General features: G+C 61.7%; 24 protein-coding genes, 1 tRNA gene and 1 pseudogene. 14 read left to right on the forward strand and 12 right to left on the reverse strand.

Going from position 1 to position 24,277, the window contains the following annotated elements; translation table 11 throughout:
- The first annotated feature begins 1,244 nt into the window (after positions 1 to 1,244).
- Both VMA09_22495 and VMA09_22500 read left to right on the forward strand, forming a co-directional pair.
- A pseudogene (locus VMA09_22495) lies at positions 1,245 to 1,480 on the forward strand (IS5/IS1182 family transposase).
- 229 nt (positions 1,481 to 1,709) lie between these two features.
- Entirely contained in the window at positions 1,710 to 1,865 is a 156-nt protein-coding gene (locus VMA09_22500) for a hypothetical protein (protein ID HUA36394.1), read from the forward strand.
- Positions 1,866 to 2,345: 480 nt separating this feature from the next.
- On the opposite strand, the gene VMA09_22505 is transcribed toward VMA09_22500, so the two are convergent.
- The 5 genes from VMA09_22505 to VMA09_22525 form a co-directional block, all read right to left on the reverse strand.
- Positions 2,346 to 2,422: transfer RNA gene (locus tag VMA09_22505), tRNA-Ala, on the reverse strand.
- A gap of 145 nt (positions 2,423 to 2,567) precedes the next feature.
- On the reverse strand, positions 2,568 to 2,831 hold the full coding sequence (locus VMA09_22510) for a hypothetical protein (protein ID HUA36395.1): 264 nt from the start codon (positions 2,829 to 2,831) through the stop codon (positions 2,568 to 2,570).
- A gap of 107 nt (positions 2,832 to 2,938) precedes the next feature.
- Positions 2,939 to 4,633: a DNA repair protein RecN gene (recN, locus tag VMA09_22515; protein HUA36396.1), complete on the reverse strand. Its 1,695-nt coding sequence runs from the start codon at positions 4,631 to 4,633 to the stop codon at positions 2,939 to 2,941.
- Between the two features lie 15 nt (positions 4,634 to 4,648).
- Positions 4,649 to 5,515, reverse strand: coding sequence for an NAD(+)/NADH kinase (locus VMA09_22520; protein HUA36397.1), 867 nt, complete (start codon positions 5,513 to 5,515; stop codon positions 4,649 to 4,651).
- A gap of 58 nt (positions 5,516 to 5,573) precedes the next feature.
- Complete coding sequence (locus VMA09_22525) at positions 5,574 to 5,990, reverse strand: hypothetical protein (protein ID HUA36398.1); 417 nt, start codon at positions 5,988 to 5,990, stop codon at positions 5,574 to 5,576.
- 168 nt (positions 5,991 to 6,158) lie between these two features.
- Between VMA09_22525 and VMA09_22530 the strand changes: the two genes are divergently transcribed.
- The 3 genes from VMA09_22530 (at position 6,159) to VMA09_22540 (ending at position 10,690) form a co-directional block, all read left to right on the forward strand.
- Complete coding sequence (locus tag VMA09_22530; protein HUA36399.1) at positions 6,159 to 7,034, forward strand: deoxyribonuclease IV; 876 nt, start codon at positions 6,159 to 6,161, stop codon at positions 7,032 to 7,034.
- A complete protein-coding gene (trpS, locus tag VMA09_22535; protein HUA36400.1) occupies positions 7,034 to 8,035 on the forward strand; it encodes a tryptophan--tRNA ligase in 1,002 nt (333 codons plus the stop codon). The genes VMA09_22530 and trpS overlap by 1 nt, the downstream gene beginning before the upstream one ends.
- A 93-nt stretch (positions 8,036 to 8,128) precedes the next feature.
- The gene (locus tag VMA09_22540) at positions 8,129 to 10,690 is read left to right on the forward strand and encodes a hypothetical protein (GenBank protein HUA36401.1); all 2,562 of its coding nucleotides are present in this window, start codon (positions 8,129 to 8,131) and stop codon (positions 10,688 to 10,690) included.
- 9 nt (positions 10,691 to 10,699) lie between these two features.
- On the opposite strand, the gene VMA09_22545 is transcribed toward VMA09_22540, so the two are convergent.
- Genes VMA09_22545 through proS form a run of 3 tightly spaced genes read right to left on the reverse strand, consistent with a single transcriptional unit; the run spans position 10,700 to position 13,681 of the window.
- Entirely contained in the window at positions 10,700 to 11,467 is a 768-nt protein-coding gene (locus VMA09_22545; protein ID HUA36402.1) for a hypothetical protein, read from the reverse strand.
- Positions 11,468 to 11,480: 13 nt separating this feature from the next.
- Positions 11,481 to 12,164, reverse strand: coding sequence for a glutathione binding-like protein (locus VMA09_22550; protein ID HUA36403.1), 684 nt, complete (start codon positions 12,162 to 12,164; stop codon positions 11,481 to 11,483).
- A gap of 53 nt (positions 12,165 to 12,217) precedes the next feature.
- Positions 12,218 to 13,681: a proline--tRNA ligase gene (gene proS / locus VMA09_22555; GenBank protein HUA36404.1), complete on the reverse strand. Its 1,464-nt coding sequence runs from the start codon at positions 13,679 to 13,681 to the stop codon at positions 12,218 to 12,220.
- Positions 13,682 to 13,772: 91 nt separating this feature from the next.
- Between proS and VMA09_22560 the strand changes: the two genes are divergently transcribed.
- Genes VMA09_22560 through VMA09_22590 form a run of 7 tightly spaced genes read left to right on the forward strand, consistent with a single transcriptional unit; the run spans position 13,773 to position 19,379 of the window.
- Entirely contained in the window at positions 13,773 to 14,480 is a 708-nt protein-coding gene (locus VMA09_22560; GenBank protein HUA36405.1) for an SIMPL domain-containing protein, read from the forward strand.
- Between the two features lie 45 nt (positions 14,481 to 14,525).
- A complete protein-coding gene (locus VMA09_22565) occupies positions 14,526 to 15,053 on the forward strand; it encodes a peroxiredoxin (GenBank protein ID HUA36406.1) in 528 nt (175 codons plus the stop codon).
- Between the two features lie 6 nt (positions 15,054 to 15,059).
- Positions 15,060 to 15,785, forward strand: coding sequence for a VIT1/CCC1 transporter family protein (locus VMA09_22570; GenBank protein ID HUA36407.1), 726 nt, complete (start codon positions 15,060 to 15,062; stop codon positions 15,783 to 15,785).
- Between the two features lie 2 nt (positions 15,786 to 15,787).
- Complete coding sequence (locus VMA09_22575) at positions 15,788 to 16,033, forward strand: hypothetical protein (GenBank protein HUA36408.1); 246 nt, start codon at positions 15,788 to 15,790, stop codon at positions 16,031 to 16,033.
- A 3-nt stretch (positions 16,034 to 16,036) separates the two neighbouring features.
- A complete protein-coding gene (locus tag VMA09_22580) occupies positions 16,037 to 16,966 on the forward strand; it encodes an ABC transporter permease (protein ID HUA36409.1) in 930 nt (309 codons plus the stop codon).
- A complete protein-coding gene (locus VMA09_22585) occupies positions 16,963 to 17,769 on the forward strand; it encodes an ABC transporter permease (GenBank protein HUA36410.1) in 807 nt (268 codons plus the stop codon). Before VMA09_22580 ends, VMA09_22585 begins: the two co-directional genes overlap by 4 nt.
- On the forward strand, positions 17,766 to 19,379 hold the full coding sequence (locus tag VMA09_22590) for an ABC transporter substrate-binding protein (protein ID HUA36411.1): 1,614 nt from the start codon (positions 17,766 to 17,768) through the stop codon (positions 19,377 to 19,379). The genes VMA09_22585 and VMA09_22590 overlap by 4 nt, the downstream gene beginning before the upstream one ends.
- Before the next feature lie 139 nt (positions 19,380 to 19,518).
- Here the strand turns inward: VMA09_22590 and VMA09_22595 are convergent, their stop codons facing one another.
- From VMA09_22595 to VMA09_22605, 3 genes are read right to left on the reverse strand one after another with little or no spacing between them, the layout of a single operon-like run.
- Entirely contained in the window at positions 19,519 to 20,517 is a 999-nt protein-coding gene (locus VMA09_22595; protein ID HUA36412.1) for a lysylphosphatidylglycerol synthase domain-containing protein, read from the reverse strand.
- Positions 20,514 to 20,939: a MaoC family dehydratase gene (locus tag VMA09_22600; protein HUA36413.1), complete on the reverse strand. Its 426-nt coding sequence runs from the start codon at positions 20,937 to 20,939 to the stop codon at positions 20,514 to 20,516. Before VMA09_22600 ends, VMA09_22595 begins: the two co-directional genes overlap by 4 nt.
- The gene (locus VMA09_22605; protein ID HUA36414.1) at positions 20,936 to 21,382 is read right to left on the reverse strand and encodes a MaoC family dehydratase N-terminal domain-containing protein; all 447 of its coding nucleotides are present in this window, start codon (positions 21,380 to 21,382) and stop codon (positions 20,936 to 20,938) included. The genes VMA09_22600 and VMA09_22605 overlap by 4 nt, the downstream gene beginning before the upstream one ends.
- A gap of 67 nt (positions 21,383 to 21,449) precedes the next feature.
- Here VMA09_22605 and VMA09_22610 point away from each other — a divergent pair, with 67 nt between their 5' ends.
- Both VMA09_22610 and VMA09_22615 read left to right on the forward strand, forming a co-directional pair.
- Positions 21,450 to 22,175 carry a DNA-3-methyladenine glycosylase gene (locus VMA09_22610; GenBank protein HUA36415.1) on the forward strand — a complete coding sequence of 242 codons (726 nt, stop codon included), beginning with the start codon at positions 21,450 to 21,452 and terminating at the stop codon, positions 22,173 to 22,175.
- A 93-nt stretch (positions 22,176 to 22,268) separates the two neighbouring features.
- Positions 22,269 to 23,249, forward strand: coding sequence for a TIGR03619 family F420-dependent LLM class oxidoreductase (locus tag VMA09_22615; GenBank protein ID HUA36416.1), 981 nt, complete (start codon positions 22,269 to 22,271; stop codon positions 23,247 to 23,249).
- A gap of 6 nt (positions 23,250 to 23,255) precedes the next feature.
- Here the strand turns inward: VMA09_22615 and VMA09_22620 are convergent, their stop codons facing one another.
- The gene (locus VMA09_22620; GenBank protein ID HUA36417.1) at positions 23,256 to 23,966 is read right to left on the reverse strand and encodes a hypothetical protein; all 711 of its coding nucleotides are present in this window, start codon (positions 23,964 to 23,966) and stop codon (positions 23,256 to 23,258) included.
- Between the last annotated feature and the right edge of the window lie 311 nt (positions 23,967 to 24,277).

Genomic DNA, 24,277 nt, shown 5'->3' on the forward strand with positions numbered 1-24,277 from the left:
GCTGTGGGCTTGGTCACGACGAACAATGTCGTGCTATCCACGAACTACACCTACGAACCTTTCGGGAATACGACAGCCTCAGGCACCGCCACTTGGAATGCGGATCAGTTCACGGGCAGAAAGAATGATAGCGACGGGCTTTACTATTACCGCGCGAGATACTTCAGCCTTAAGCTGCAGAGGTTTATCAGTCAGGATCCTATGGATTTCTTAGGTGAAGATACGAATTTGCACTCATATGTGCGCAATGATCCAGCAAACAGAGTCGATCCGATCGGCTTGGCCACGTTGCAGGTCGGTGTGGCCGGCAGTATCTTTTCAGCTTGTCCGTTCCCTTGGGTCTAGGGGTGGCGGTTGATACGCATGGCTCATGTGGGACTTTATGGCTACGCGGGCGGTGGTGCTCAGGTGGGCGCCGTTGTTGAGGCGGGGGTGAGCGTTCAGGTTTCAAATGCAGAGACGATCACCGATCTGAAAGGGCCGTTCTCGAATCTAAGCGGTCATGCGGGGACAGGAGTCGGGGATCTGTAGAGTATTTTTTTGGGCATAGCGCCAACGGCCCGGTTGCAGGCGGAGGCGTCACCCTTGGCGCAGCAGCGGGAGCCTTGCCTCGGCAGGTATTACAAGAACTTGGGTCTATGCTCCCTTTGGTGACGGAAGTACGCCAGCCAATTCATCTGTTGCGGCACGAAGACCGATACCGAGCCGGCCAGGCGCGCCCGTCAATTCATCGTTGACGAGCTCGTGCGGATCCTCCACGTCTGGAAGGTGATTTTCCGGAGCTATGGCGAGAATTCACAGGATCAGAATGGCTGTATTGGGGCGGAGCAGCAATAGTTTGGGTCGCTGCTTGGGCTGTAGTGTACGTGCTTGATAACACCTATGTAGATTATCCTAGGATTCCTGATCCTGAAATCGGACGTACGGTTCCTTACTACGCGAAAAGCATCGTTGTATACATAACGAAGGATCAGCGTACTGTTCTAGTCTGGCTGCATTGGATCTTAATCGGTTCCGGAGCCTTGCTTCTCATCAGCTTGCTGGTGAATCAAAAGTGGCCGCTTTCATCAAATAAGTGAGCCACAACCTCCAAGGTTGTTCGTAGACGCTGCGACTCATCGATACTCTGAGATTCATAGTATTCGACTCGGCCCGAATTGACTTAGCAGGCAGAAAAATGTCGAGTTTTCGACTTCGTCGGATATAGTGAAGTAGGAAGTGGCAGGTGGAGGTGGCGGCGATGCGTGGGAAGAACCACCAGCAAGCCGGAATGTTTCAGTTACATATCGGCGGAGCAGCGAGTCCCGAAGGATCATCCGCCGCGAGCGATCCGGGAAGTGGTGGACGCGGCGCTTAAGTAATCGTCGTGGCGCTTCGACGCAGTCTACGCCAGCAGCGGCCGGCCATCGATCGCGTCGGAAAGCTTCTGCGCGCGCTGCTCTTGCAGGTGCTGTACACAGTGCGTAGCGAACGGCATCTGAAGAGGTGAGCAATGAGCGTCCACAAGCGCGGAGGCGTCTGTTGGTACGAATTTGTCTTCAACGGATCGCGTCCGAGAATCAACGAAGACGAACAGTAAGGCTGTTGCGCGCGAAGCGGAGCGCGCACGTCGCCGTGAACTTGAGCTTGGCGTCAACCGTCTTACCAAGCGCGAGCCGATGCCTCTGTTAAAGTCAGCGGCGGAACAATGGCTTGCGAGCCTTGGCGGCTTGGCTGACAAGTCACTGGCCTCTTATGAGCAATACGTCCGCACCCCTTCGGCTGAGCTGGGCGATCGCTTGATCTGCGATATCGATTACGACGCTATCGTTCGTTTGCAGCACACCGGCTCGCAGAAGGGAAGTCCGTCCGCGTCGTGCCGCTAACCCGCCGCGCCGCAAGCGCACTCGCCGGATGGCTTCGTAGTCTCCCGGAAGCCGGCCCTGACGCCTACGTTTTTCCTCGCCATCAGGTCGGATTTGGCCCTTTGGGCCGGCGCGGCGTTATCTATGGGATTGATTTCAGTCGTCCGATGCGGGCATGGAAGAGCGCGTGGACTCGGGCGCGACGAACGGCCCGCGTCAACGCAAGGTGGCATGACCTGCGCCACACGCTTGTCTCTCGTCTAGCTGAGAATCCGGCCATAAGCGAAGAAACGATCCGGTCGTTGGCTGGGCACGTCGGTCACCAGATGCTCAGCCGATACGCTCATATACGCACTAAAGCCAAGCGAGCGGCCATCGCGAGCCTCGAAACCGAAACTACTCGATCTGGCTCCCGACAAAAGTCCCCACAGTCCTCGCGCGAGCCGGCAGAGAGCCGTTCTGCACGAAGCGAAAAGCCCTTGAATTAATTGGATATTCTATTGGTGGAGCTGAACGGGATCGAACCGTCGACCTCCTGAATGCCATTCAGGCGCTCTCCCAAACTGAGCTACAGCCCCACCGCGGCTGAGGGTTTTCAGCTAATCGGATGATGCCGGGCAAGTCAACGGGGCGGCGCGCCAGTTCGGATCGTAGCTGAAGTTTGCTTCAACGTGGTCCGCGATCCTACGAGAGCGCAGAAACCAATCATCGTCGCCGCGATCGCTATTCGTGGCGACGTGCGGCCCGCGACACTCCCAATCGAAACGATGAACAGAGAATGGCCGACGTAAGTACGGTATCGATCAAGAAGAACTTGTGAACATCCGGCGGGTGGTCACCCTGATTTTTGATGAGCTCTTGTTTGATTTTTCCCATCTTCACCGCACGCGTTGAGGCGCCGAAGGCTCGCTGTTCGGAGTGATGCTCTAAAGCGGCAGCCGCGATCATCAGTGTTAAGCCGAATATGAAGATGGCTCGAGCACGCATCGAATCCCCCCTCAGGTTGTCGCACGGCCGAGCATCGCCTGCCTGGCTTTAGAAATATGCTCCGCGCGTCGCGATTGGGTCTCTTTGGCCCCGCCTTTCAAGGCGCCTCACTCGGTTGCTCGTTCGAGGAGCTCGCGGGCAGCGCGGCGGAGTTTTTCGGAGACGTCGCCGCCTAGCATGCGGGCGATTTCTTCGGTGCGCTCGGTTTCGTCGATCAGGCTCACGCGGCTGCGGGTTGAGCCGCGGCGCTCTTCTTTTTCGACCATGAAGTGACGGTCGGCGTAAGCGGCGATTTGTGCCAGATGCGTGACGCACAGGATCTGATGGTAGCGTGCGAGCTGTTTCAGCTTGCGGCCCACGACCTGCGCCACTGCGCCGCCGATGCCGGCGTCGACTTCATCGAAGATCATTGTCGCGACGCCGCGGCGCTGCGCTTCAAGGCGTTTCAGCGCGAGCATCACGCGCGATAGCTCCCCTCCCGAAACGATTCGCGCGAGCGGCATCGGTAGCTGTCCCAGGTTCGGCGAAATATAGAACTCGACGGTGTCGAAGCCCAGCGGCCCGAGCGCGACTGCCTCGCGCTCGAAGCCAGCCTCGTCGGTGCCGAGCGCGTCGAGCCGTGGCTCGAATACGGCAGAGCGCATTCCGAGGGTTTTCAACTCGGCTTCCATCTTGCGCCCGAGCTCAGCGGCTGCGCGCTTGCGCGACGCGCTGATTTTCCGCGCCTGGGCGAGCAGTTCGTCGAGCACCGAGTGTAACTCCACTTCAACTTCCGCCCTCGATTCCGCGATGCCTTCGAGCTCCGCGATCTCCTTGCGCGCCTTGGCGAGCGTTTCGATGGCCAAAGCGAGCGAGCCGCCGTATTTGCGTTTGAGCCGGGTCAGCTCCTGGAGTCGATTATCGATCTGTTCAAGCCGCGCGGGATCGGCTTCGATGCGAGCCGCGTAAGCTGCCAGTGAGCGCGCCGCTTCGGCGAGGTTGGTGCGCGCAGACTTGATCATCTCCAGCGCCTCGCCGAGTTTGGGATCGATCGCCGCCGCCTCGGTAAGCCGCGTTTCCGCCGCGGCGATCGTGTCGATCGCAGCGCCCTCCGCGCCGTAGAGGGTGCTCTCGGTTTCGCTTGCTGCTGCGGCGAGCTTGGCCGCGTTAGCGAGCACCGTGCGCTCGCGAGCCAGTTCTTCGTCCTCGCCGGGGATCAATTCCGCGCGCTCGAGTTCGACGGCGCGGAAGCGCGCCAGCTCCAGCAGATCGGCGCGCTCGCGCGCGCGGCGCTCCAGATCTGCAAGGCGCGAGCGAATCGTGCCCGCGCGCGCATAAGTGGAGCTGTATGCCGCCAGTTCGGGGTCAATTTTCGCGAAGCGGTCCAGCACCTCGCGATGGCTCTCAGAGCGGAGCAGCGAATGCTGCTCGTGCTGCCCGTAAACCTGCACCAGGGCGGCGCCGAGCCGCGCCAGCGACTGCACCGTCGCGAGCTCGCCGTCGATCGTGACGCGCGAGCGGCCGCCGTCGGCGACCACGCGGCGAATCAGCAGCTCGCGACGATCGGCGTCGCGCGTGCGCTCCGCCAGCTCGGGAATCGCCGCTTCGCCTTCGAGCTCGAACAACGCCTCGACCACCGCCTCTTTCTCGCCCGTCCGCACCATGTCGGGTGACGCCCGTCCGCCGAGCAGCAAGCCGAGCGCGCTCAGGATGATGGTTTTGCCGGCGCCGGTTTCGCCCGACAGCACGTTGAGGCCGGGACCGAATTCGAGACTGGTCTCTTCGATAATTGCGAAGTTGCGGATTCTCAGTTCGAGCAGCATCGCGGAGGCGGCCGCTTATCCCCAGTGAAGTTTTTCGCGCCAGATTTCAAAGTACCTGTGTTCCGAGCGCACCAGCGAGACCTGCGCCGCGCCACGCCGAATCAGGATCGAATCCGCCTCGCCGAGCTGCGCCGACTCCTGGCCATCGACAATAAACGTCGTGTCATGATCTGGCGCCCGCACGCGCACCTCGATTTCGAACGTATCAGGCAACACCACGGGACGGTTGGTCAAGGTATGCGGACAAATCGGCGCGAGCACGATCGCGCCGAGCGTAGGGTAGATGATCGGGCCCCCCGCGCTCAGCGCGTATGCCGTCGATCCGGTCGGCGTGGAAATAATGAGGCCGTCGGCGCGGTAGGAGCAGAATGGCTGATGATCGGCGAACACCTCGAGCTGGAGCATCCTGCCGAGCGGGCCCTTGCTCACGACGACGTCGTTGAGCGCTTGGAACATCTCGATTCGATCGAGCGGCTGCGACGCGCGCACCACCGACGCCTCGAGCATGATGCGCGGATCGACCTCGAAATCTCCCTTGAGCACCCGCTCGAGCGCGGCCTTGGCTTCCTTGATTGTTACTTCGGTCAGGAAGCCCAGGCCTCCCAGGTTCACGCCGAGAATCGGAATCGGCTTGCCGGCGATGAGGCGCGCCACACCGAGCATGGTGCCGTCGCCGCCGAGCACGACGATGAGCTCCGCCTTGTCTGCAAGATGATGCCGCTCGACGCCATCGGCGCCGATTTTGGCCGCGATGTCGAGCTCGGCGATCGCGCCCTTGCCCTCGTTGTGCAGGAACCGGGTCAGCGATCGCGCCAGGCTCACGGCCTCGGGCCGATCGCGCTTGACGACCAATCCGACCGTTCTTATTGCCCGCCTGGCCACCCGCCTAGGCAATTATCATGCGGAAAAATTCGCAGCAACGCGAGTTCGCGCCGCGCGTTCATTGATGCAGCGGATACGACGTAGTCCCGCCCTCGATGGTGGAGGCTTTTTGCTTGCCATAAACGATCGCATACGCGCCCACATAGTAGCCGACCAGGCCCTCGGTCGTTTCCGATTTGCTGCCGGTGATCACGATAGCGTCGGCGCCCGTCTCACACGCCTTGCGCTTGACCTCAGGCAGTACGTCGTTTTCGGATTCCCAGGTATTGCCAACGGCTTCGATAATGTCGACCTTGCGGAAGTCCGCCAGCGGTTCGGAGCGCAACACGGGCATGTCGCAATCGGGCGGCTTGGCAGCGTGACCGGAGGGCTCGATTTCGGAGACCGTGACCTGCGGCGGCAACGCGACTTTGGTGCATGACGGTGCGAGCGCCGTCAGCGCAATGCAGATCGAAATCAGAATCGCGCAACGCACACGCGATCAAATAGCGATGCTGTCGAAGCGGCACAAGAGCGAGCGTTACTGGCGTCGACCGGATGACGCCGGAACCGAGCAAGCGCGCCTTCTCGCTTCGGCCGGACCTTCATATATAAAATCGCGAGGGGCCGGCGCCGCGAACCAGGCTGCGCGCCGCGATCTCGGATGCCAAGCGCCAAAACATCACTGCAACGACCGCTACTGGGCGCCCATATGTCGATCGCCGGCGAGGTCGGCAATGCGCTGACCCGCGGCCAGCAGGTCGGATGCGACTGCATCCAGATTTTCACCAAGTCGTCGCGGCAGTGGGCCTCAAAGCCGCTCAGCGAAGCCGAGGTTGCGACCTTCAAACGCAATCAGCGCGAAACCGGGATTACCAGCGTGGTCGCGCACGATTCATACTTGCTGAATCTCGGCGCGCCCGACGACGCGCTGCGCAAAAAATCGGTCGATGGGTTCGTCGATGAAATCGAACGCTGCGAGCTGCTGGGCATCCCGATTCTGATCGCGCATCCGGGCGCGCACGTCGGCTCGGGCGAGGAAGCGGGTATCAAGACGATCGCGAAGTCGATCAACCAGGCGCATGCGTCCTGCAAAGGCTTCAAGACCAGGGTCGCACTCGAAATCACGGCGGGACAGGGCAGTGTGCTCGGTCATTCGTTTGCACAGCTCGGCCGCATCTTCGACGCGGTGAAACAAAACGAGCGCCTGCAACTTTGTTTCGACACCGAGCACGCGTTCGCCGCAGGCTACGATCTCAGGACCGAGGAAGGTTACGATCGCACCTTCGCCGAGCTCGATGAGCACGTCGGCCTGGAGCGCGTGGCCGCGTTTCATCTGAACGATTCGCTGAAACCGTTTCACTCGCGCGTCGATCGGCATCAGCATATCGGCAAGGGCTATCTTGGTCTCGACGCGTTTCGCCGACTCCTGAACGACAAGCGGTTTGCCGGAATCCCGATGTGTCTTGAAACCGACAAGAGCCCCGACCTCCACGAGGACGTGGAAAATCTCGCAACTTTGCGTGCGCTGTTTGCCTGATGCAAAAGACCATTCTCACCGGCGATCGCCCCACAGGCCCGCTTCATCTCGGCCACTATGTCGGATCCTTGCAGAATCGCGTCAAATTGCAGGATGAATACGATACCTACATTTTGATTGCCGACGTGCAGGCGCTGACCGACAACTTCGAGCATCCCGAGAAACTCGAAGGCAACATCATGGAGGTGGCGCTCGATTACCTGGCGGTCGGGCTCGATCCGAACAAGGTCAAGATCGTCGTGCAGTCGATGGTGCCGGAGCTGACCGAGCTCACGATCTATTTTCTGAACCTCGTGACGACGGCGACGCTCGAGCGCAATCCGACGCTGAAGGCGGAAATCCAGCAGAAGAATTTCACCAAGGGGCTGCCGGTCGGCTTTTACACCTATCCAATCTCACAGGCCGCCGACATCACGATCTTCAAAGCGCACCTGGTGCCGGTCGGCGAGGATCAGTTGCCGATGATCGAGCAGACGCGCGAGATCGTGCGCCGCTTCAATCGTCTGTATGACAAAGTGTTGATCGAGCCTCGGGCGATGCTCGGCGAGGTCGCGCGGCTGCCGGGCACCGACGGCGGCGCCAAGATGTCGAAGACGCTCGGCAACTGCATTTATCTGGGCGATTCGCCGGAGCTCGTCCGCAAGCGCGTGATGTCGATGTTCACGGACCCGACCCGGATTCATCCGACCGATCCCGGCCACGTCGAGGGCAATCCGGTCTTCACCTACCATGACGTTTTCAATCCGGATAAAGCCGAGGTCGAAGAGCTGAAAGATCGGTATACCAAGGGCACCGTCGGCGATGTCGAAGTGAAGGAGCGACTCTTCAAGGCGCTCAACGAATTCCTCGAGCCGATCCGCTCTCGGCGCGCCGAGTTTGCCGTGCGCCGCAACGATGTTCGCGATATCGTGCTCGAAGGCACGCGCAAGGGCCGCGCACTCGCGCAGGAAACGATGGAAGAAGTACGCCGCGCGATGAAGATCAGTTATAAGCTCGTCTGACGCTGAACTTTCAGCTATAGCTTGCGTTTGCGATCGTCTGGCTGATTGCAAATCACTTAACGATCCGGGATCCGAAAGGAGCCATCAGAAGGGATGGGAGCATTCTTGCGGCGCTCGATCGCTGTGGCGTTGGCGCTGACCTCGATTCTGACATCGCGACTTCCCGCTGCTGCGGCTCCGGCCAGCGATCCCTGCGCCTCTCTTCCTGCCGCGACCTCGCCCGATTTCGAACCGCGCCTTGATAACTACCTCAATGCGCTCTGCTATCAGCAAGACAACTGGCAGCACGATGCGCAGGTGCGGACCACCAACGGACTACATCCGTTCGTGAAGGTCTGGTACTCGCCGGCGCTCTGGACCTGGATGACTGCCGGTGATCGCGCGGCGCAAATTCCTGACGGCGCTATCGTCGTCAAGGAACAGTTCAAGACTCTCACGGCTCCGCTCCTGGGATGGACCGTGATGGTCAAAGACCAGTCGGGCGCGTGGGACGGATGGTATTGGGCGGACCTGCTGAAGCCCGCGCAAATTCAGCCACCCAGTCCACCGTGCGGCAAGCCTGAGCAGCGATTCACGGGATTCGGCCTCACCTGCATGAACTGCCACGGCTCCGCGGCGGAGCTGCAAGGCACATTCTCCAGCACCGAGCACGTGGCCGATCCGCCGCAAACGCGTGGCGCTGGCTCAGCGCCGTTCTTCGTGCATCAGGCAACGGTGATGGCGGACCCGGGCGCGATCGCCGCATCGCTCGCGCCGCGCAACACCAAGATCGCGAGCCTTGTCTATCCGGGATTGCCGCTGCTGCCGCTCAGCACCGCGGCCTGCATGCCGGCGGAATCGCTCGACCACGTGGTATCGACCGGCAAGCCGGTCGGTCCGAGCGAGTTCATGACCTCGAACCAATGCGCACCGTGTCACGATGCGACGATTACGCTATTTCGCTCCGATCTGCCGAACATGATGTGGCCCGACCCGGCGCATCCGCAGGCGAACCTGTCGGAATACGGCGAGTGGCGTTTCTCGATGATGGGTCTGGCCGGACGCGATCCGATTTTCTTTTCGCAGCTTAACTCCGAGTCAACTGTTCATGCCAATATCCGCGGGCAAGCGAGCGGGCGCGCGTTCGTGCAGAATATGTGCCTGCACTGCCATGGCGCGATGGGACAGCGGCAGTTGCAGATCGACAAAGGTCCCAGCGCGATGCTCACACGCGATGAGCTGAACAACACCACCTCGAAGTACGGTGCGCTCGCGCGCGATGGAATTTCGTGCGCCGTATGCCATCACATCTCATCGCAGGGACTGGGCGATCCTTCCACGTTCACCGGCAATTTCAACCTGGGTCCGGCCAATGAGGTCTATGGACCCTTCGTCGACGTGACCGCGTATCCGATGGACAGTGCGATTGGCGCGACGCCGAAGTTTGGCACCTCAACGCAGGATCCCGCGATGTGCGGTTCGTGTCATACGATCATCCTGCCGGTGTACGACGTGTTCGGCCGCCAAGTCGCAGACAAAGGAAAGCCGAAGACATTTGTCGAGCAGGCGACTTATCTCGAATGGGAGAACAGCCGCTACCGTGCCGGCGTTCCATGCCAGACCTGCCACATGCCCTCGGAGTTCCACGGCGATCCGCTGAATCCCAATCCGCAGCTCGCATTCAAGATCGCGAATATCGAGGATGTGACTTTTCCCGAAGTGCCGTTCCTCGCACCCGCCGCCGATATCACGATGCAAACGCAGCAGCCCTACGCCCGTCATGCGTTGCTCGGCAACAATGTTTTCGCGCTCGAGATGTTCTCTCAGTTCCGCAACCAGCTTGGCCTATACGATCAGGATCCCTACATCCCGTTCGACGCGGCCCAGACGATCTCCGGGCTCGACACGGCGATCTCGGAAAGCATCGACCAGGCGAGCAATCGGACTGCGATCGTCAAGGTGCTGACGGCCGCAATTTCAGGATCGACGCTCAGCGCCGACGTGACGGTGACGAACCTGGCCGGTCATGGTTTTCCTTCGGGCGTGGGATTTCGGCGCGCCTTCGTGAATTTCCAGGTGCTCGATGCCAACGGCAACGAACTGTGGGCATCGGGCGATACGTCGCCGGACGGCGTGATCGTTGACGCAAACGGCCAACCGCTCGCGACCGAGTTTTTCTCGCTTTTCCAGCAAAGATTCCAGCCGCACTTCTGGAAAGGAAATCCGATCACGCGCCCCGACCAGGTGCAAATCTACGAGGAACTGGTAACCGATCCGCAAGGGTTGCTGACTACCAGTTTTCTAAGCCTCGATCGAAAGGTGAAGGAAAACCGGCTGCAGCCGCAAGGATGGTCGGTCAATGGACCCGATGCCGCCGAAACAGGCCCGATTGGCGGCGCCGCCAACGATCCCGATTACACGGCGGCCAGCAGCTCAGGCTCCAACACTATCGCCTACCGCATTCCGCTGACGCCGAAGCTGCGCCGCGCGGCCTCGATTCGTGCCACGCTCTATTACCAGACGATCCCGCCCTATTACCTGCGGCAGCGCGCGCAGGATGCCTCCGGTGTGGACACGGATCGGCTGCGCTTTTTCGCTACGAATCTGAAAGTAAGCGGCACGCCAATCGACGGATGGCGCCTGCAGATAGCCTCCGACTCGCGCTCTCTGCCGTAGCGGTCGTTTCTACAGCTCCATCGGATCGCGGAAGTGGGCTTTGAAGATCCGATCGCGATGCTCGAGCAGAACGGGATCGAGCGCCCCCTTCACGACCGGGTCCTGCGCGGTGAATCCGGCGCGGAGGCCTTCCGGCATCGGACAGTGCTCCTTCGCGAGCGGATCGAGAAGATTGGCGAACGCTGTCCAGTAAATATCGAGCGCGCTCAGCGAATCGCCTATGAAATATTTCGCGCCGCGCGCGTACTGCGCCTTGAGCTGAGCTGTCAGCGCTCGCAGCGATTCCGCGGTGCGCCCGCCGGCCGCTTTCACATCGGCTTCGTTGAAGCCGTACTTGCCGCCCATCCTCGCGATCCCCGCCGGAGGTTTGTCCGCACTCATCGCGGGAGCGAACAGTTGCAGCCGCCGATTCCATCCGATTCCCATCTCGCCGCAGATCTCGTGCGAGAGACCGATCATCAACGCGCGCTGGGTCGCGTCGGCGGGAATCAACGCCGGCTGCGGCCCGAGACGTTCGGCCAGGTACAGGATGTCGATCCATCGGTGGATGGGCTTTTCCCTGGCCCACGCGACGATTGGACCACTGGCTTCATGACCCCACGCAACGATTTCTTCGTTGGGCTCGCCGGCGATCCACGGCGCGGCGACGTAATCGAGGCCTTTGACCTCGAAAATCGCCTTGGCCGCCTGGCCCCACGGACTCGGCACGCCTTTGACAAGCACGATGCGCAGGCCGGGATGGTCAACTATTTCCTTGAAGCTGCGGTATTCCAGCATCGCGGTTACTCCATCAGCGCGTTACGATCTTCTGTGCGGTCGCGAGCATCTCGGGCGTCGGTTCTTTGAAAGAGAGCGGCTCGGGAACTGCGATTCCGCGCTGGCATCCCGGGCGCGCCGCCATCCGCGCGTTCCAGGCCTGGAGATCCTTCAGCCCCTCGACGTTAACTCCCGTCCATTCGTGGATTCGCACCCAGCACCAGTTGGCGATGTCCGCGATGCTGTATTCATCGCACAGGTACTCGCGGCCCTTGAGCTGCGCGTTGAGCACTTCGAACAGCCGGCGGCATTCGTTGTGATAGCGCTGAATCGCGGCCGGAAGCTTCTCGGGAAAATAGCGATAGAAGACGTTGGCCTGTCCCATCATCGGGCCGATCCCCGCCATCTGGAACATCAGCCACTGCTCGACGCGCGACATCCCCTTTTCGTCCCTGGGCATGAGCTTGCCGGTTTTGCGCGCGAGGTAGAGCAGGATCGCGCCGGTCTCGAACACGGCGAAATCACCGTTGCCGCGATCGACGATCGCCGGGATGCGGCCGTTGGGGCAGATCTTCAGGAACTCGGGTGTCTTCTGTTCACCCTTTGTCAGATCAATCCGGCGCACGTTGTACGGCAGCCCGACTTCCTCGAGAAACACCGAAACTTTCCAACCGTTGGGAGTCGAGGCGGTATAAAGATCGATCTGCGGCGTGCTCATGGCGAATGACCTCCGTATCCGCTTCTTAGCGCGAGCCGCCGCAGCCGTCCACGCTAGTAAGCTTTAGCGAAGTGCGCGCGCTCGGCGGCCGATTCGCCGCACACGATACACTTGCCGGAGGCGACATTCTGATTCAGCCCAATCACGCGGCAGGTCGCCCTGGTATCGACGCGAATCTTCTCTTCGCAGGCAGGATTTTCGCACCAATAGACGACGGCGAAGCCTCCGCCACCCTCACCTTCCATCTGTTTCTTGAGCGATTCGTAGTCGCTGAACTCGCGCGTGTTCGAATCGCTGGCGGCTTTGGCCTGGGCGAAGAGACTCTGCTGGATCTCGCCGAGCAGTTTCTGCACGTGTCCTTCGATACCGGCCAGTGAGGCCTTGGTTTTTGCCTCAGGGCCCGACTTGTCGCGGCGCGCTAGCACTGCTTCGCCGGAGGCCACGTCGCGCGGGCCGATTTCGATTCTGATCGGCACGCCGCGCATCTCCCAGTCGTTGAACTTGAAACCGGGAGTTACGCCTTCGCGCGTATCGAGCCGCGCGCGGATGCCGGCCTTCTCGAGCGCCTCGAACGCGGCGCGTGCGGCGCCGAGCACCTTGTCGCCCTCATCGGCTTTGCGCCAGATGGGAACGACTACAGCCTGCGTTGACGCAACGTTGGGCGGCAGGCGAAGTCCCTGGTCGTCGCCGTGCGCCATGATGATCGCGCCAATGAGCCGTGTCGAAACACCCCAGCTCGTCTGCCATACGAGCTGAAGCTGGTTGGAGTCGTCGAGGTAGCGCGTCTCGAACGCCTTGGCAAAATTCTGGCCGAGGAAGTGCGAGGTGCCGCATTGCAGCGCGCGCCCATCGCCCATCAAACCCTCGATCGCGTAGGTTTCAACCGCGCCGGGAAACCGCTGGGCGGCGCTCTTGCGTCCAAAGACCAGCGGGATCGCGAGAAACTCTTCGACGAATGAGCGATAGACTTCCAGCATCGTGAGCGTCTCGCGCTCGGCTTCCTCGCGCGTCGTGTGGGCCGTGTGCCCTTCCTGCCACAGGAATTCGCTGGTGCGCAGGAACAGCCGCGTGCGCATTTCCCATCGCACGACGTTGCACCACTGATTCACCATCAGCGGCAAATCGCGATGCGACCGAATCCACTGCGCGAACATGTGATTGATGATCGTTTCCGACGTCGGCCGCACCACCAGCGGCTCCTCGAGCTCCTTGCCGCCGCCATGCGTGACCACGGCGAGCTCGGGAGCGAACCCCTCGACGTGCTCCGCTTCCTTCTGCAAAAAACTTTGCGGGATGAAGAGCGGGAAGTAGGCGTTGCGCGCGCCCGTGCGCTTGATGCGCCGATCGAGCTCGTCGCGCAGCGCTTCCCACATGCCGAAGCCGTCGGGCCGGATCACCATGCATCCGCGCACCGGCGAGTAATCGGCCAGCTCCGCCTTCAGGATGATGTCGTTGTACCAGGCGGCGAAGTCCTGGCTGCGAGGGGTAACTTTCTTTTCGTCGGTTTTGTCGGCCATTTCAGTTGTTCACTATCGTCAATTGGTCCAGTCTCCGGATAAAATCGCTCCGAATCAATGCGCGCGGTGCGCCGATGCGGAGGAACTGGCGATGCGAACCAAGGCCCTCATCCTCGTCTGTCTGATGCTGATAATTCCGGTCGCTGCGCGTGCTGCGGATTCGGACTCGGCGGCGACACGAACTATCGTCGTTGATGGCAGCGGCGAAGCGCAGGCCACACCCGACACCGCTTCGCTCAACCTCGCGATCCAGACTACCGGCCGCACGGCCGCGCAAGCATCGGGCGCGAATGCCGACCTCGCGTCGAAGGTCGTTGCCGCGCTCAAGTCCAAGCTGGGTGACAAGGGCACCGTCTCTACTGGCGGCTATTCGTTGAATCCCGAGTACGATCAGCGACCGGGCCGCGAGCACCCGTCCATCGTTGGATACACCGCGCAAAATTCGATCACGGTCGAAACGGGACAGCTCGACTTGGTGGGCGAGCTGATCGATGCCGCGATCGGCGCGGGCGCGAACAGCGTCAACTACCTCAACTTCTCGCTCAAGAACGATGCCGACGCGCGTGCGAAGGCGATTACGATGGCGACCCACGATGCGCGCGAGCAGGCCCAGGCGCTCGCCGACGCGCTCGGCGTCAAGCTCGGCAAAATCGTCAAGGCGACGACGGTCTCGGAGCCGCAGCCGATTCGGATGGAGCGTCCGATGATGGCGATGGCGAAAATGTCGGCGCCGACTCCGGTCGAGCCCGGGCAGGTCAGCGTCTCCGCGTCGGTGACGCTCACCTATGAAATCGAGTAGCGCTGCCAATCGCCATCGAGCCGCGACCGTGATTGGATATTCACGATGCTAAAACCCGGTGACGCAGCGCCGCCGTTCGATCTGCCATGCGCCGTTGACGGCAAGATAACGCGGCTCAAGCTTGCGGCGATAAGCGCCGAGATGATCGTGCTCTTTTTCTACCCGCGCGATTTTTCGTTTATCTGCCCGACCGAAGTAGTGGGCTTCAACAAGGCGCTCAAGGATTTCGCCGCTGAGAAAACCGACGTCATCGCCGTCAGTGTCGATAGCGTGCAGAGTCACCTCGAATGGGCGCGCGAGCTCGGCGGGGTCGGATTCCCGATGCTCGCCGACGAGGACGGCAAGCTGGCGCGCGCATTCGGCATCTTCGACGAAGCGGAGAAGGTCGCGATGCGCGCGACCTTCATCCTCGACGCCAAGCGCAACGTGATGTACGTGAGCGCGTGCCCAATCAACGTTGGACGCAGTGTGAGCGAGACGTTGCGCGTGGTGCAGGCGATTCGCAGCGGCCACATGTGCCCCGCGGAATGGAAACCCGGCATGGATTTCGGCCCCAGCGATCGAAAGTTCTAAACGCCCTTGGCCGCCGTCGATCCTAAAGAACAGAAGCGGCTCTTCGAGCGGCTGTCGAGCGTGCGCGAAGTCGTCTTCGGCGTACAGGATGGAGTGCTCACGACAGCCGGAGTGCTGTGCGGCCTGAGCGGCGCCGTTTCGTCGCATTCGCAGGTCGCGCTGGCAGCGCTCGCCTCGACCGCCGCCGGCGCGCTCTCGATGGGTGCGGGCGCATACCTCGGAACGCGCGCCGAAGTCGAGGTCATGAAGGCCGAGCTTGATCGCGTGCGCGAGGAAACCGCCAAGCAGCCTTACGTGATGCAAGAAGGTCTGCTGCAGGAGTTCGCCAAGGAAGGTCTCAGCCGCGAGGCGTCATATCGAATCGTCAAGCTGCTGAGCTCGTCGCAGGAAGCGCTCACCTCGACCGCCGAGATCAAGATGTACGGTCTCGGCAAAGACTTCATGAGCAATCCGATTCTCGACGGCCTTGTGATGGGATTCGCGTTCGTGGTCGGCGCACTGGTGCCGCTGCTGCCGTACATGCTGATTCCGCATCAGCGCTACGACCTCGGCGGCGCGCTCCTGGCCACGGCGGTCGTGCTGTTCGGCGTCGGATATTTCGCGGGATGGCTGGCGCATCGCGAGTCACGCTGGCCGGGAGGCCTGCGCTTTATGCTGATCGCGCTCGGCGCGGCGGCGATTGGCTATCTCATCGGTCTTGCAATCTCGCCGCTCGGCGCGGCCGCGGGTTGAGCATGAAGACGCGCACGTACTCATCGGTGGAAGCATTTCTCGCGCACCTTCACGCGCTCAAAGCATCGCATTCGCCGGACGATGAAAAGCTCGTCGCTACAATGACCGACGCGCTCGCGCCGCTCTCGACAATCGAGCGTGAGGCGGTTCTGAACGATGCGGACGATCCCGCGACCCGGCGGCATCGCGAGCGCGCGATGCTCAAGCTGAATCGCGAACTGCTCGCGCGCAAAATCCTGGCGGGCTGATCGATGCTCGCCTACCTCGCGCGCAGGATCGCATTCGGCCTCGTCGTTCTGATCGGCACAACTCTCATCACGTTCGCGATCGCGTTCGTTGTCCCAGCCGATCCCGCAGTCACGCTCGCAGGCGCGAAGGCCGATCCACAAACGCTCGCGACGATTCGGCGCGAGATGGGGCTCGACCGGCCGATCTACGTGCAGTACGCGCTGTATCTCGATCGCGCGATTCACGGCGACCTCGGCCGCTCCTACATCCGGCGCGAAAACGTCACGGCACTGATCGAAGAACGGCTTCCTGCGACGGCGATCCTCGCGCTGTGCGCATTCGTGTTGTCACTCGTGCTCGGCATCGCGATGGGCGTGATCGCGGCGGCCAATCGCGGCCGCACACTTGACAATCTGTTGCTTTTCATCTCGCTCGCGCTCGTTTCGATACCGGTGTTCTGGCTCGGCACGATGCTGCTGGTCGCGGGCGGACTCTACCTGCGATCGTTTCCGCTCGGCGGTTTCAGCGGCGCGCGCAGCCTGGTGCTGCCGACGATCACGCTGGCGCTCGGCTCGGCGGGCTACTACTCGCGGATTCTGCATACCAACCTGACCGACGCCCTGGATCGCGATTTCATCCGCACCGCGCGCAGCAAGGGGCTCTCGCGCGCGATGGTCGTAGTCAAGCACGGGATGGCGAACGCGCTGCTGCCGCTGGTGACGCTCGCGGGACTCGATCTCGCCTCGATGCTGTCGGGCGTCGTGATGACGGAGACGGTTTTCAACTGGCCGGGGATCGGCCGCCTCGCCTACGAAGCGGTCTTCAACCTCGACATCCCGCTCATCATGGGCACGGTGCTGTTCTCGGCGTTTCTGATCGTCATCGCGAACTTCGCCGTCGATTTGCTCTATGTCTGGCTCGATCCGCGCATCACGCTGGCCGGCACCGGATGACGCGGCGTCTTAAAATCGAAACGATCGGCGCTGCGATGGTCGTGAGCCTTCTGGTAGTTGCGATCTTCGCGCCGTGGCTCGCGCCTCATGATCCGACGCGGGCGGTGGCTGCGACCTATGGCGATCCCGGTGCCCCGTCCTGGACATTTCCGATGGGAACCGATCAGCTGGGGCGCGACGTGTTGTCGCGAATTATATACGGCGCGCGTATTTCGATGATCGTCGGGATCGTCGCGACCGCGATGACGATGACGATTGGCGTCGTCATCGGACTAGCGTCGGGATTCTTCGGCGGCCGCACTGACCTTGTACTGATGCGCTTCACCGATGTGATGCTCTCGTTACCGGTGCTGCTGCTGGCGATGGCGTTCGTGACAGTTCTGCGTCCGAGCCTCACCTCGATCCTGATCGTCATTGGCCTCGTGACGTGGACGCAGGTGGCGCGCGTCGTGCGCGCCGAAACATTGACGATGGTGAAGCGCGATTTCGTAGTCGCTTCCGGCGCGCTGGGCGCTTCGTCGTATCGCATGATCGGACGCCACGTGCTGCCGAATGTGATGCCGATAATCATCGTGATGGCCTCGCTTGGAGTGTCGAGCACGCTCCTGCTCGAAGCGGCGCTTAGTTTTCTCGGTCTCGGTATCCCGCCGCCCGCGCCGAGCTGGGGCCGCATGATCGAAGAGGCGACGATTTACTTTCGCACCGCGCCCTGGCTCGCAACCTTTCCGGGTCTGGCGATCTTTTACGCGGTGCTCGGATTCAACCTCTTCGGCTACGGCATTCTGCAGCGGCGCGGACAATGACGACGCGCGCAGAGATAGTCGGCGCGCTGGCGATTGCGGCATTCGCGTTAACAGGATGTCATTCGGGGCCGCCGCCGCTCGATCTGCCGCCGCATGCGATGGTGCTGCAAATCGCGGACTCGGACGATATTCCGACACTCGATCCCGCGTTGGGCTACGACACCGTCTCGTGGACCTTCGAGCAGGCGATTTTCGACACGCTGCTGCGCTACGGCGATGACAATATCGACCTCGAGCCGGATCTCGCGACCTCGTGGGAAGCCGCGCCCGATGCGCAAACGTTCACCTTTCATCTGCGTCGCGATGCGCGCTTCTCGAACGGGCGCACGGTCACGAGCGATGACTTTCGCTTTGGGATCGAGCGCGTGCTCGATCCCGCGACGCGCTCGCGGGGGATGGAGTACTACCGCGGCATCGTGGGCGCGGATGATTTCGCGGCTCATCGTGTCGCGCACGTGAACGGCATCGAAACGCCCGACGCGTGGACCGTCATATTTCATCTCGCGAAGCCCGATCCGATTTTCCCCCACAAGATTGCGATGCCGTTTGCGTCGGCCGTGCCACGCGAGGAGGCGCTCAAGTGGGGCGATGATTTTTCGCGCCACGCCGTCGGCAGCGGCGCCTTCATGTTGAAGCAATGGTTGAGCGGCGAGCGGCTCGTGCTGGTGCGCAATCCTTATTACTTCGAGAAGGGGCTGCCGCGTCTCGACGCGATCGTCGATTCGCTCGGCGTGACCAGCGACCTGCAATGGTTTCGCTACGAGGCCGGCGATCTCGATGTGGTCTCCGATATTCCCCCCGCCGAGTTTCCGTACGTGATGAAAACGCCGCGCCTGCGCGCGCTCACCCTGCACAAGGCCACGGTGACAACACGATATCTGGGGATGAACTGCCAGATGCGGCCTTTCACCGATGTCCGCGTGCGGCAGGCGATGAGCTATGAGATCGATCGCCAGAAGCTGATCGCGCTGCTCAACGGACGCGGCCTCGTCGCGCACGGCGTGATGCCGCCGAATCTGCCCGGCTTTGATCCAAAACTGGCGGGCTACGATCACGATCCGGGCAAAGCGCGCGCGCTGCTCGAGCAGGCCGGCCTCGGCGGCGGTTTCAGCTTCGAACTCTGGATGCGCGCCGATCCTACCCTCCTGATGCTCGGTCAATCGGTGCAGCAGGACCTCGCCGAAGTTGGAGTGCATGCGGACTTGAAGCCGGTGGCATGGGGGCCGTTCCTCGAGGCCGTCCGTGAGCCGCATACGGCGCAGGCGTTCATGAGCGGATGGGAAGCGGACTTCCCCGACCCGGAAAACTTTCTCAACGCGCTTTTATCGCGCGACCAGTGGGGCTCGAACAACGACAGCTTCTACTACAACGCCGACTTCCAGCGGCTGATCGACGAGGCGAAGGACGTTACTGATCTGCCGCAGCGCTACGCAATCTACGACCAAGCGGAGAAAATCGCAGTCGCGGACGCGCCTTGGGTTTTTCTCTACTACCCGGTTTCGTACGCGATCCGTCAACCATGGGTGAACGATTACGTATTGAATCCGATGCGCCCCTCCCGTTTCGAGCGCGTGACAGTGTCGCTCCACCGAAGCAGTGCGAATGATTAGCGGACCGTTGCGCAGCTCACCGATTTTCGCTTTGCTGCGGCTGGCAATGCAGCATTGCTGCAATTCGTGACCTTTGACGTACGCCTCGCTGAGGCCGCTCGTCGCGAAGGGTTTCCCCTGCTTGGCGTTTCGGTCTAAGTCAGCTCGCCGCTGTGGCGCCAGCGGCAGTCAATTCGCGGCTGGCGCGCGGCAGGAACATCAGACCGATCAGGCCGTTGCAAATCATGAACGTAAAGTGGGCGGCGAGGCTGTAGGCGAGGATCCTCGCATCCGGCGCATTGCCTGAGAAGAAGAGCAGCCACGCCGCCTGACTGGTGCCGAGGTGCGCGACCGCGATCGGCAGCGCCGCGGCGAGGAACACGAGCGGCAGAAAGAGCAACAGCTTTATGAACGGTACCGTGATTCCGTACATCGCGAGCGCGAAGTACTGGATGACCACCGATGCGAGAAACGTCGGCGATTTGATAACGAGCACAGTCAGGTAGTCGAGCGGCCGTGCTTCGACGAAGGTCGCGATGATCGCGCCCGCGCGGCTCGTTGCGAGCCACGTGCGAATCGATTCGCGCCGTCGCGCGAGCGCGAAAAACGCCATCAGCGCGAAGAGTCCGGCCCATGCGATGATGTACGCGACCCGCAGGATACTCACGATCTCGGTCTGCGTGCCGGCGCGGGGCGTGTAGAAAATCACTCCCAGCGTCGAGAACATGAAGAGCTGGTAAATCTCCAAAAGCGCGATGAACAGGATCGAGCTCAGCGCCGCGAGAAATGTGATCCCGGCCTTGCGATAGAGGTAGTATGCGACGCCGCCCTGGCCGAGGTTCGTATTGATCATCGCGAGCAGGTACATGCTGGCGCGTATCGGCAGGATGTCGCGATAGCGCATCGGCGCGTTGAAGCGATGGACGACCCAGGTCAGACACGCCGAATCGATCACGAAGTAGAAGAGCGAGTACGGCAGGAAGAGCCCGAGGAACCCAAAGACCGGAACATCGGTGAGCGCCTCGCCCACCTTGCGCAGCGGGATGCGCCAGAAAATGAGCACGAAGATGAGCAGCGTGCCGGCGTATGGAATCGCGCGCCGCCAGATCGGCGTGGGAATCGATGCCGCGGGCGCGCCGCTTTGCGCGGCCGTGCTCACGCGTCGCGCCTTAGCGTCGCGGTTCCCTCGAGCACGCGATCGCCGCTCTGATTCTCGACCCAGATTTTCAAATGGAGAAGTTCTGCGTCTTCGCGATCGGCGAGCGCGTGCGACACCAGTGTATCGCCGTACAGAACGGGCAGCGTGAGCGATACGTCGATGCGGCCGCCGCGCAGAAACCGCATCCCGAACTCGGCCGCGAGGAACTGCCCGATTACCGCGACGGTTTGCTCTCCGGCCGCGATCGGCGCCGTGAATCCCGCCTTGGCGGCGGCATCCGGATCACTGTGAATGTTCTTGGGTGGGCGCCGCCGACGCGGCGAATCGAGCGCGCGTCCGTATGCCTCGGCCGCATCGGCGTCGAGCAGGTACGGTTGCGAGGTTCGTTGATCACCGACCGCGATCGCATGCGTGCCGCTCATTTCATTTCTCCCTTTTCGTTCAGCAGCACCGACGTGATCGCCTGCCGCATCAGCAGCTCGCCGCTCGCCGCATCGTGCTGCTCGTACTCGAGCGTGAAATAGAACTTGCCGCGTTTTCGAAACGTAGCGGTGATCGTGCCCTCGGCGCGAATCGCCTGCCCGACCCGCATCGGCGCGTGAAACTCGCACCAGTGCTTGGCGTGCACTCCCCCTTTGCCGCCCTTGAACTGGGTGGCGATGAGGAGCGCGTAGTCCTGCAGGCGCATCGTGGGCGGGACGAAAGCGTGCTCGTCGCGCGCAGGATCGAACGCGGGATTCGGATCACGGAGTGCCGTGGTGAAGCGTTTCACCTGGTCGGCGTCGATGATGTAGAAGACCGGCCCGAGGTGAATACCCTCGCGCAGATTTTCGGCCTTCATCGGGAGCCGACTATCGTCGCTCATAAGTCATCAGCGTGCTTGGTCGACATTGCGTGGTGCGCGTCCGCGTGTCAGATTCTGCGCGATCGCAATGACCGAGAAAACCGTTCCATACGCGCGCGCCGCCCGACGGCATCTTAGCAAGAATGATCCGGTCCTGGCGCAAGTAATTGAAAGCGTCGGTCCGGTTAAGATCATCCCGCGGCCCGAGCGATTCCCGGCGCTCTGCCGCGCGATCATCTTTCAGCAGCTCGCAGGGGCCGCGGCGACTGCGATCTACAATCGTTTCACCGGACTTTATCCCGACACCGAATTCCCCACCCCCGAGCAGGTGATCGCGACGCCAATCGAAAAGCTCCGCAGCGTCGGGCTCTCCGAAAAGAAAGCGCTATACATTCGCGATCTAGCGGGCCATCTGCGCGACGGCACGCTGAATTTTCATCGCTTCCCGACGATGACCGATGACGAGATCATCGCCGACCTCACGCGCGTCAAAGGAATCGGTCGCTGGACGGCCGAGATGTTCCTGATGTTCAACCTCGGGCGGCCCGACGTGATGCCGGCCGACGATCTCGGCGTGCAGAACGGGATCAAGCGCCTTTTTCGGATGCGTCAGCGGCCCAAGCGCAAGCAGGTCATGAAAGTCGCCGAGCGATGGCGTCCGTATCGGACGGCGGCGGCGTGGTATCTGTGGCGCAGCATCGACGTGATCCTGCCCGACGGCGGTGCGAGTGCCGCCAAGCCGAAAAAGATCGCGGTCGCAAAGCCGCTCACGCGCAAACCGGTGAAGTCATCTCGACCTCGCCGCAAGACCTGAGCAGATTTCCCATTTCGTGAAACCTAACTGCGCGTTAGCCTGACCGCATTCTGCGCCGCGGCTGCGGTGCTCACACGAATGTCAGGAGAACGCATGCGTCCCATCAGGTTTAACGCTGGACTTCCCAATGGCGATCCCGCCGCCACGATCGCGACTGCGAAGCGGGCCGAGGATCTCGGCTACTACTCGGTTTCGATCGACGATCATTTCTTTATGCGCGGGCTGATGGAAGATCCGCGCGCGCCGCATTACGAATGCTTCACGATGCTGAGCGCGGTCGCCGCGACAACCAGCACCATCAGGATGTTGCCGCTTGTCACCTCGATGTCGTATCGAAACCCGGCGCTGCTCGCCAAGACGATGGCGTCGCTCGATAACCTGAGCCGCGGGCGTTTGACGGCGGGAATCGGCGCCGGATGGTTCAAGGAAGAGTACGACGCCTACAACTTTTCGTATCCGTCGAACGCCGAACGAATCGAGCAGATGGCCGACGGAATCAAGGTGTTGAAGGCGATGTGGACGCAGGAAGAGCCGACGCACCACGGCCGCTACTTCAAGATCGAAAAGGCTTACTGCGATCCGAAGCCCGTGCAAAAGCCGCTACCGCTTCTGATCGGCGGCGGAGGCAGGCGAATTCTCGAAGTCGCGGCGCAGGAGGGCGATATCCTGAACCTCAATCCGCCGATAACTACCGGTTCGGTCGACGTCAACCGCGCGTTAGCGTTCGATCGCGTAAGGGCAAAGAATCGGCTGGCGCTGACACGCGAATTTCTCAAGGCCGCCGGGCGCTCGCCCGACGCGCTCGAGCTTTCAGGCGCGGCTATCGTGCTGATGGCGAAGGACCGCGCGACCGTCGATGCGATGGCGGCCGCGACCGCGCAATCGGTCGGACTCACCGACATGGAGGCCGTGCGCTCTTCGATGCAGGTGATGGTCGGCACGCCCGACGACATCAAGCGCGAGATCGCATCGCGAATCGAAGACCTCGGGATGACCTACTTTTTCCTGAACTTCCTCATGCCCGATTCGCTCGAGATGTTCGCGAAAGAAGTGATGCCGGAGTTCACACGCTGAGCGCTCTCACTCCTCGGCGAGCATCGGATTGGGCTTCGGAAAGCCAAGTGCCGTAAGGCTGTCGTCGATCTTGCGAAGCTCGGGCGCAGTCGTCTCGCCGCGCTCGTCGAGGATATTCAAGTTGGCGCGAATCTCGCGAAGTTGAGCGGCTGCCGCACTGCTCGTGCGGTAAAACACGACGAAGCAGATCCAGGGTACGACGATCACGCCTGCGATCGCGACGATAACCATGACGCGCGCCAGCGACTCGGCGCGCGAAACCATAGCCAGGATCGAAGCTTCGTCGGCGCTGATGAGGTCCGCGACCATCCCCTCGAGATTGCGCATCCCGGGTTCGACGCTGTCGTCGTTGGGGGCGGCTTTGCGCAGCGAATCGAAGATCGGCACGGATGCGTCGGCGATCTTGTGCAGGCTATCGATCTGCTCTTGCGAGTCGGCGTGAGCGCGCGCGGTATCGACCCACGAGACGAAGCGGCGCTGCTGGTCGAGCACGATCTGCGAGCCGTCTTGCTGCGTGCGACCCCAATCCATCTTGAAGAGGGCGGCTTCCATGCCGTCCGCCGCCCGCGCGCTTAAATACTGACTGTCGTAAAGTGCGCGCGGCGCCTCGCCAAAGGCATACAAGGCGCCCGCGACCACAAGGCCCACCACTATCAAGATCGCCGGCGCGATCGCCGCGATCGCTCTTAACTTCGTGATGATCGTGATTCTGTTCATGTGCGAATCCACAATGCCCGCGGCTAATTGAAAAACGCAACGCCTCTTTCTTTGTGCAGCTGTACTGTCTGGTGTCTGAAATCGCCGGCCGCCATCCAGTCTGTCATCCCGAACGGAGTCTGCGCAGTGAAGGATCTCGGTGGTCCCTGCGGAGTCGGGACCGGTACCGGCCCCTTCGGGGCCTCCGAGATCCCTTCGACTTCGCTCAGGGCAGGCTTTTCGACTCCGCAGATTCCGCTCAAGATGACAGACTGGATGGCAGCCAAAGACACAGCAAGGGCGGGCTTTGCGGCGCGGGATGATCGCCGAAT

The organism is Candidatus Binataceae bacterium (assembly GCA_035508495.1).
Lineage (GTDB): Bacteria > Desulfobacterota > Binatia > Binatales > Binataceae > JASHPB01.

What these genes read in the sequence shown, in the direction of transcription:
- VMA09_22510 (HUA36395.1), bottom strand. Translation starts at nt 2,831, where the DNA reads ATGCGTGCTCGAGCCATCTTCATATTCGGCTTAACACTGATGATCGCG.
- recN (HUA36396.1), bottom strand. Translation starts at nt 4,633, where the DNA reads ATGCTGCTCGAACTGAGAATCCGCAACTTCGCAATTATCGAAGAGACC.
- VMA09_22530 (HUA36399.1), top strand. Translation starts at nt 6,159, where the DNA reads ATGCCAAGCGCCAAAACATCACTGCAACGACCGCTACTGGGCGCCCAT.
- trpS (HUA36400.1), top strand. Translation starts at nt 7,034, where the DNA reads ATGCAAAAGACCATTCTCACCGGCGATCGCCCCACAGGCCCGCTTCAT.
- VMA09_22540 (HUA36401.1), top strand. Translation starts at nt 8,129, where the DNA reads ATGGGAGCATTCTTGCGGCGCTCGATCGCTGTGGCGTTGGCGCTGACC.
- VMA09_22545 (HUA36402.1), bottom strand. Translation starts at nt 11,467, where the DNA reads ATGCTGGAATACCGCAGCTTCAAGGAAATAGTTGACCATCCCGGCCTG.
- VMA09_22550 (HUA36403.1), bottom strand. Translation starts at nt 12,164, where the DNA reads ATGAGCACGCCGCAGATCGATCTTTATACCGCCTCGACTCCCAACGGT.
- proS (HUA36404.1), bottom strand. Translation starts at nt 13,681, where the DNA reads ATGGCCGACAAAACCGACGAAAAGAAAGTTACCCCTCGCAGCCAGGAC.
- VMA09_22560 (HUA36405.1), top strand. Translation starts at nt 13,773, where the DNA reads ATGCGAACCAAGGCCCTCATCCTCGTCTGTCTGATGCTGATAATTCCG.
- VMA09_22565 (HUA36406.1), top strand. Translation starts at nt 14,526, where the DNA reads ATGCTAAAACCCGGTGACGCAGCGCCGCCGTTCGATCTGCCATGCGCC.
- VMA09_22575 (HUA36408.1), top strand. Translation starts at nt 15,788, where the DNA reads ATGAAGACGCGCACGTACTCATCGGTGGAAGCATTTCTCGCGCACCTT.
- VMA09_22580 (HUA36409.1), top strand. Translation starts at nt 16,037, where the DNA reads ATGCTCGCCTACCTCGCGCGCAGGATCGCATTCGGCCTCGTCGTTCTG.
- VMA09_22585 (HUA36410.1), top strand. Translation starts at nt 16,963, where the DNA reads ATGACGCGGCGTCTTAAAATCGAAACGATCGGCGCTGCGATGGTCGTG.
- VMA09_22590 (HUA36411.1), top strand. Translation starts at nt 17,766, where the DNA reads ATGACGACGCGCGCAGAGATAGTCGGCGCGCTGGCGATTGCGGCATTC.
- VMA09_22600 (HUA36413.1), bottom strand. Translation starts at nt 20,939, where the DNA reads ATGAGCGGCACGCATGCGATCGCGGTCGGTGATCAACGAACCTCGCAA.
- VMA09_22605 (HUA36414.1), bottom strand. Translation starts at nt 21,382, where the DNA reads ATGAGCGACGATAGTCGGCTCCCGATGAAGGCCGAAAATCTGCGCGAG.
- VMA09_22610 (HUA36415.1), top strand. Translation starts at nt 21,450, where the DNA reads ATGACCGAGAAAACCGTTCCATACGCGCGCGCCGCCCGACGGCATCTT.
- VMA09_22615 (HUA36416.1), top strand. Translation starts at nt 22,269, where the DNA reads ATGCGTCCCATCAGGTTTAACGCTGGACTTCCCAATGGCGATCCCGCC.
- VMA09_22620 (HUA36417.1), bottom strand. Translation starts at nt 23,966, where the DNA reads ATGAACAGAATCACGATCATCACGAAGTTAAGAGCGATCGCGGCGATC.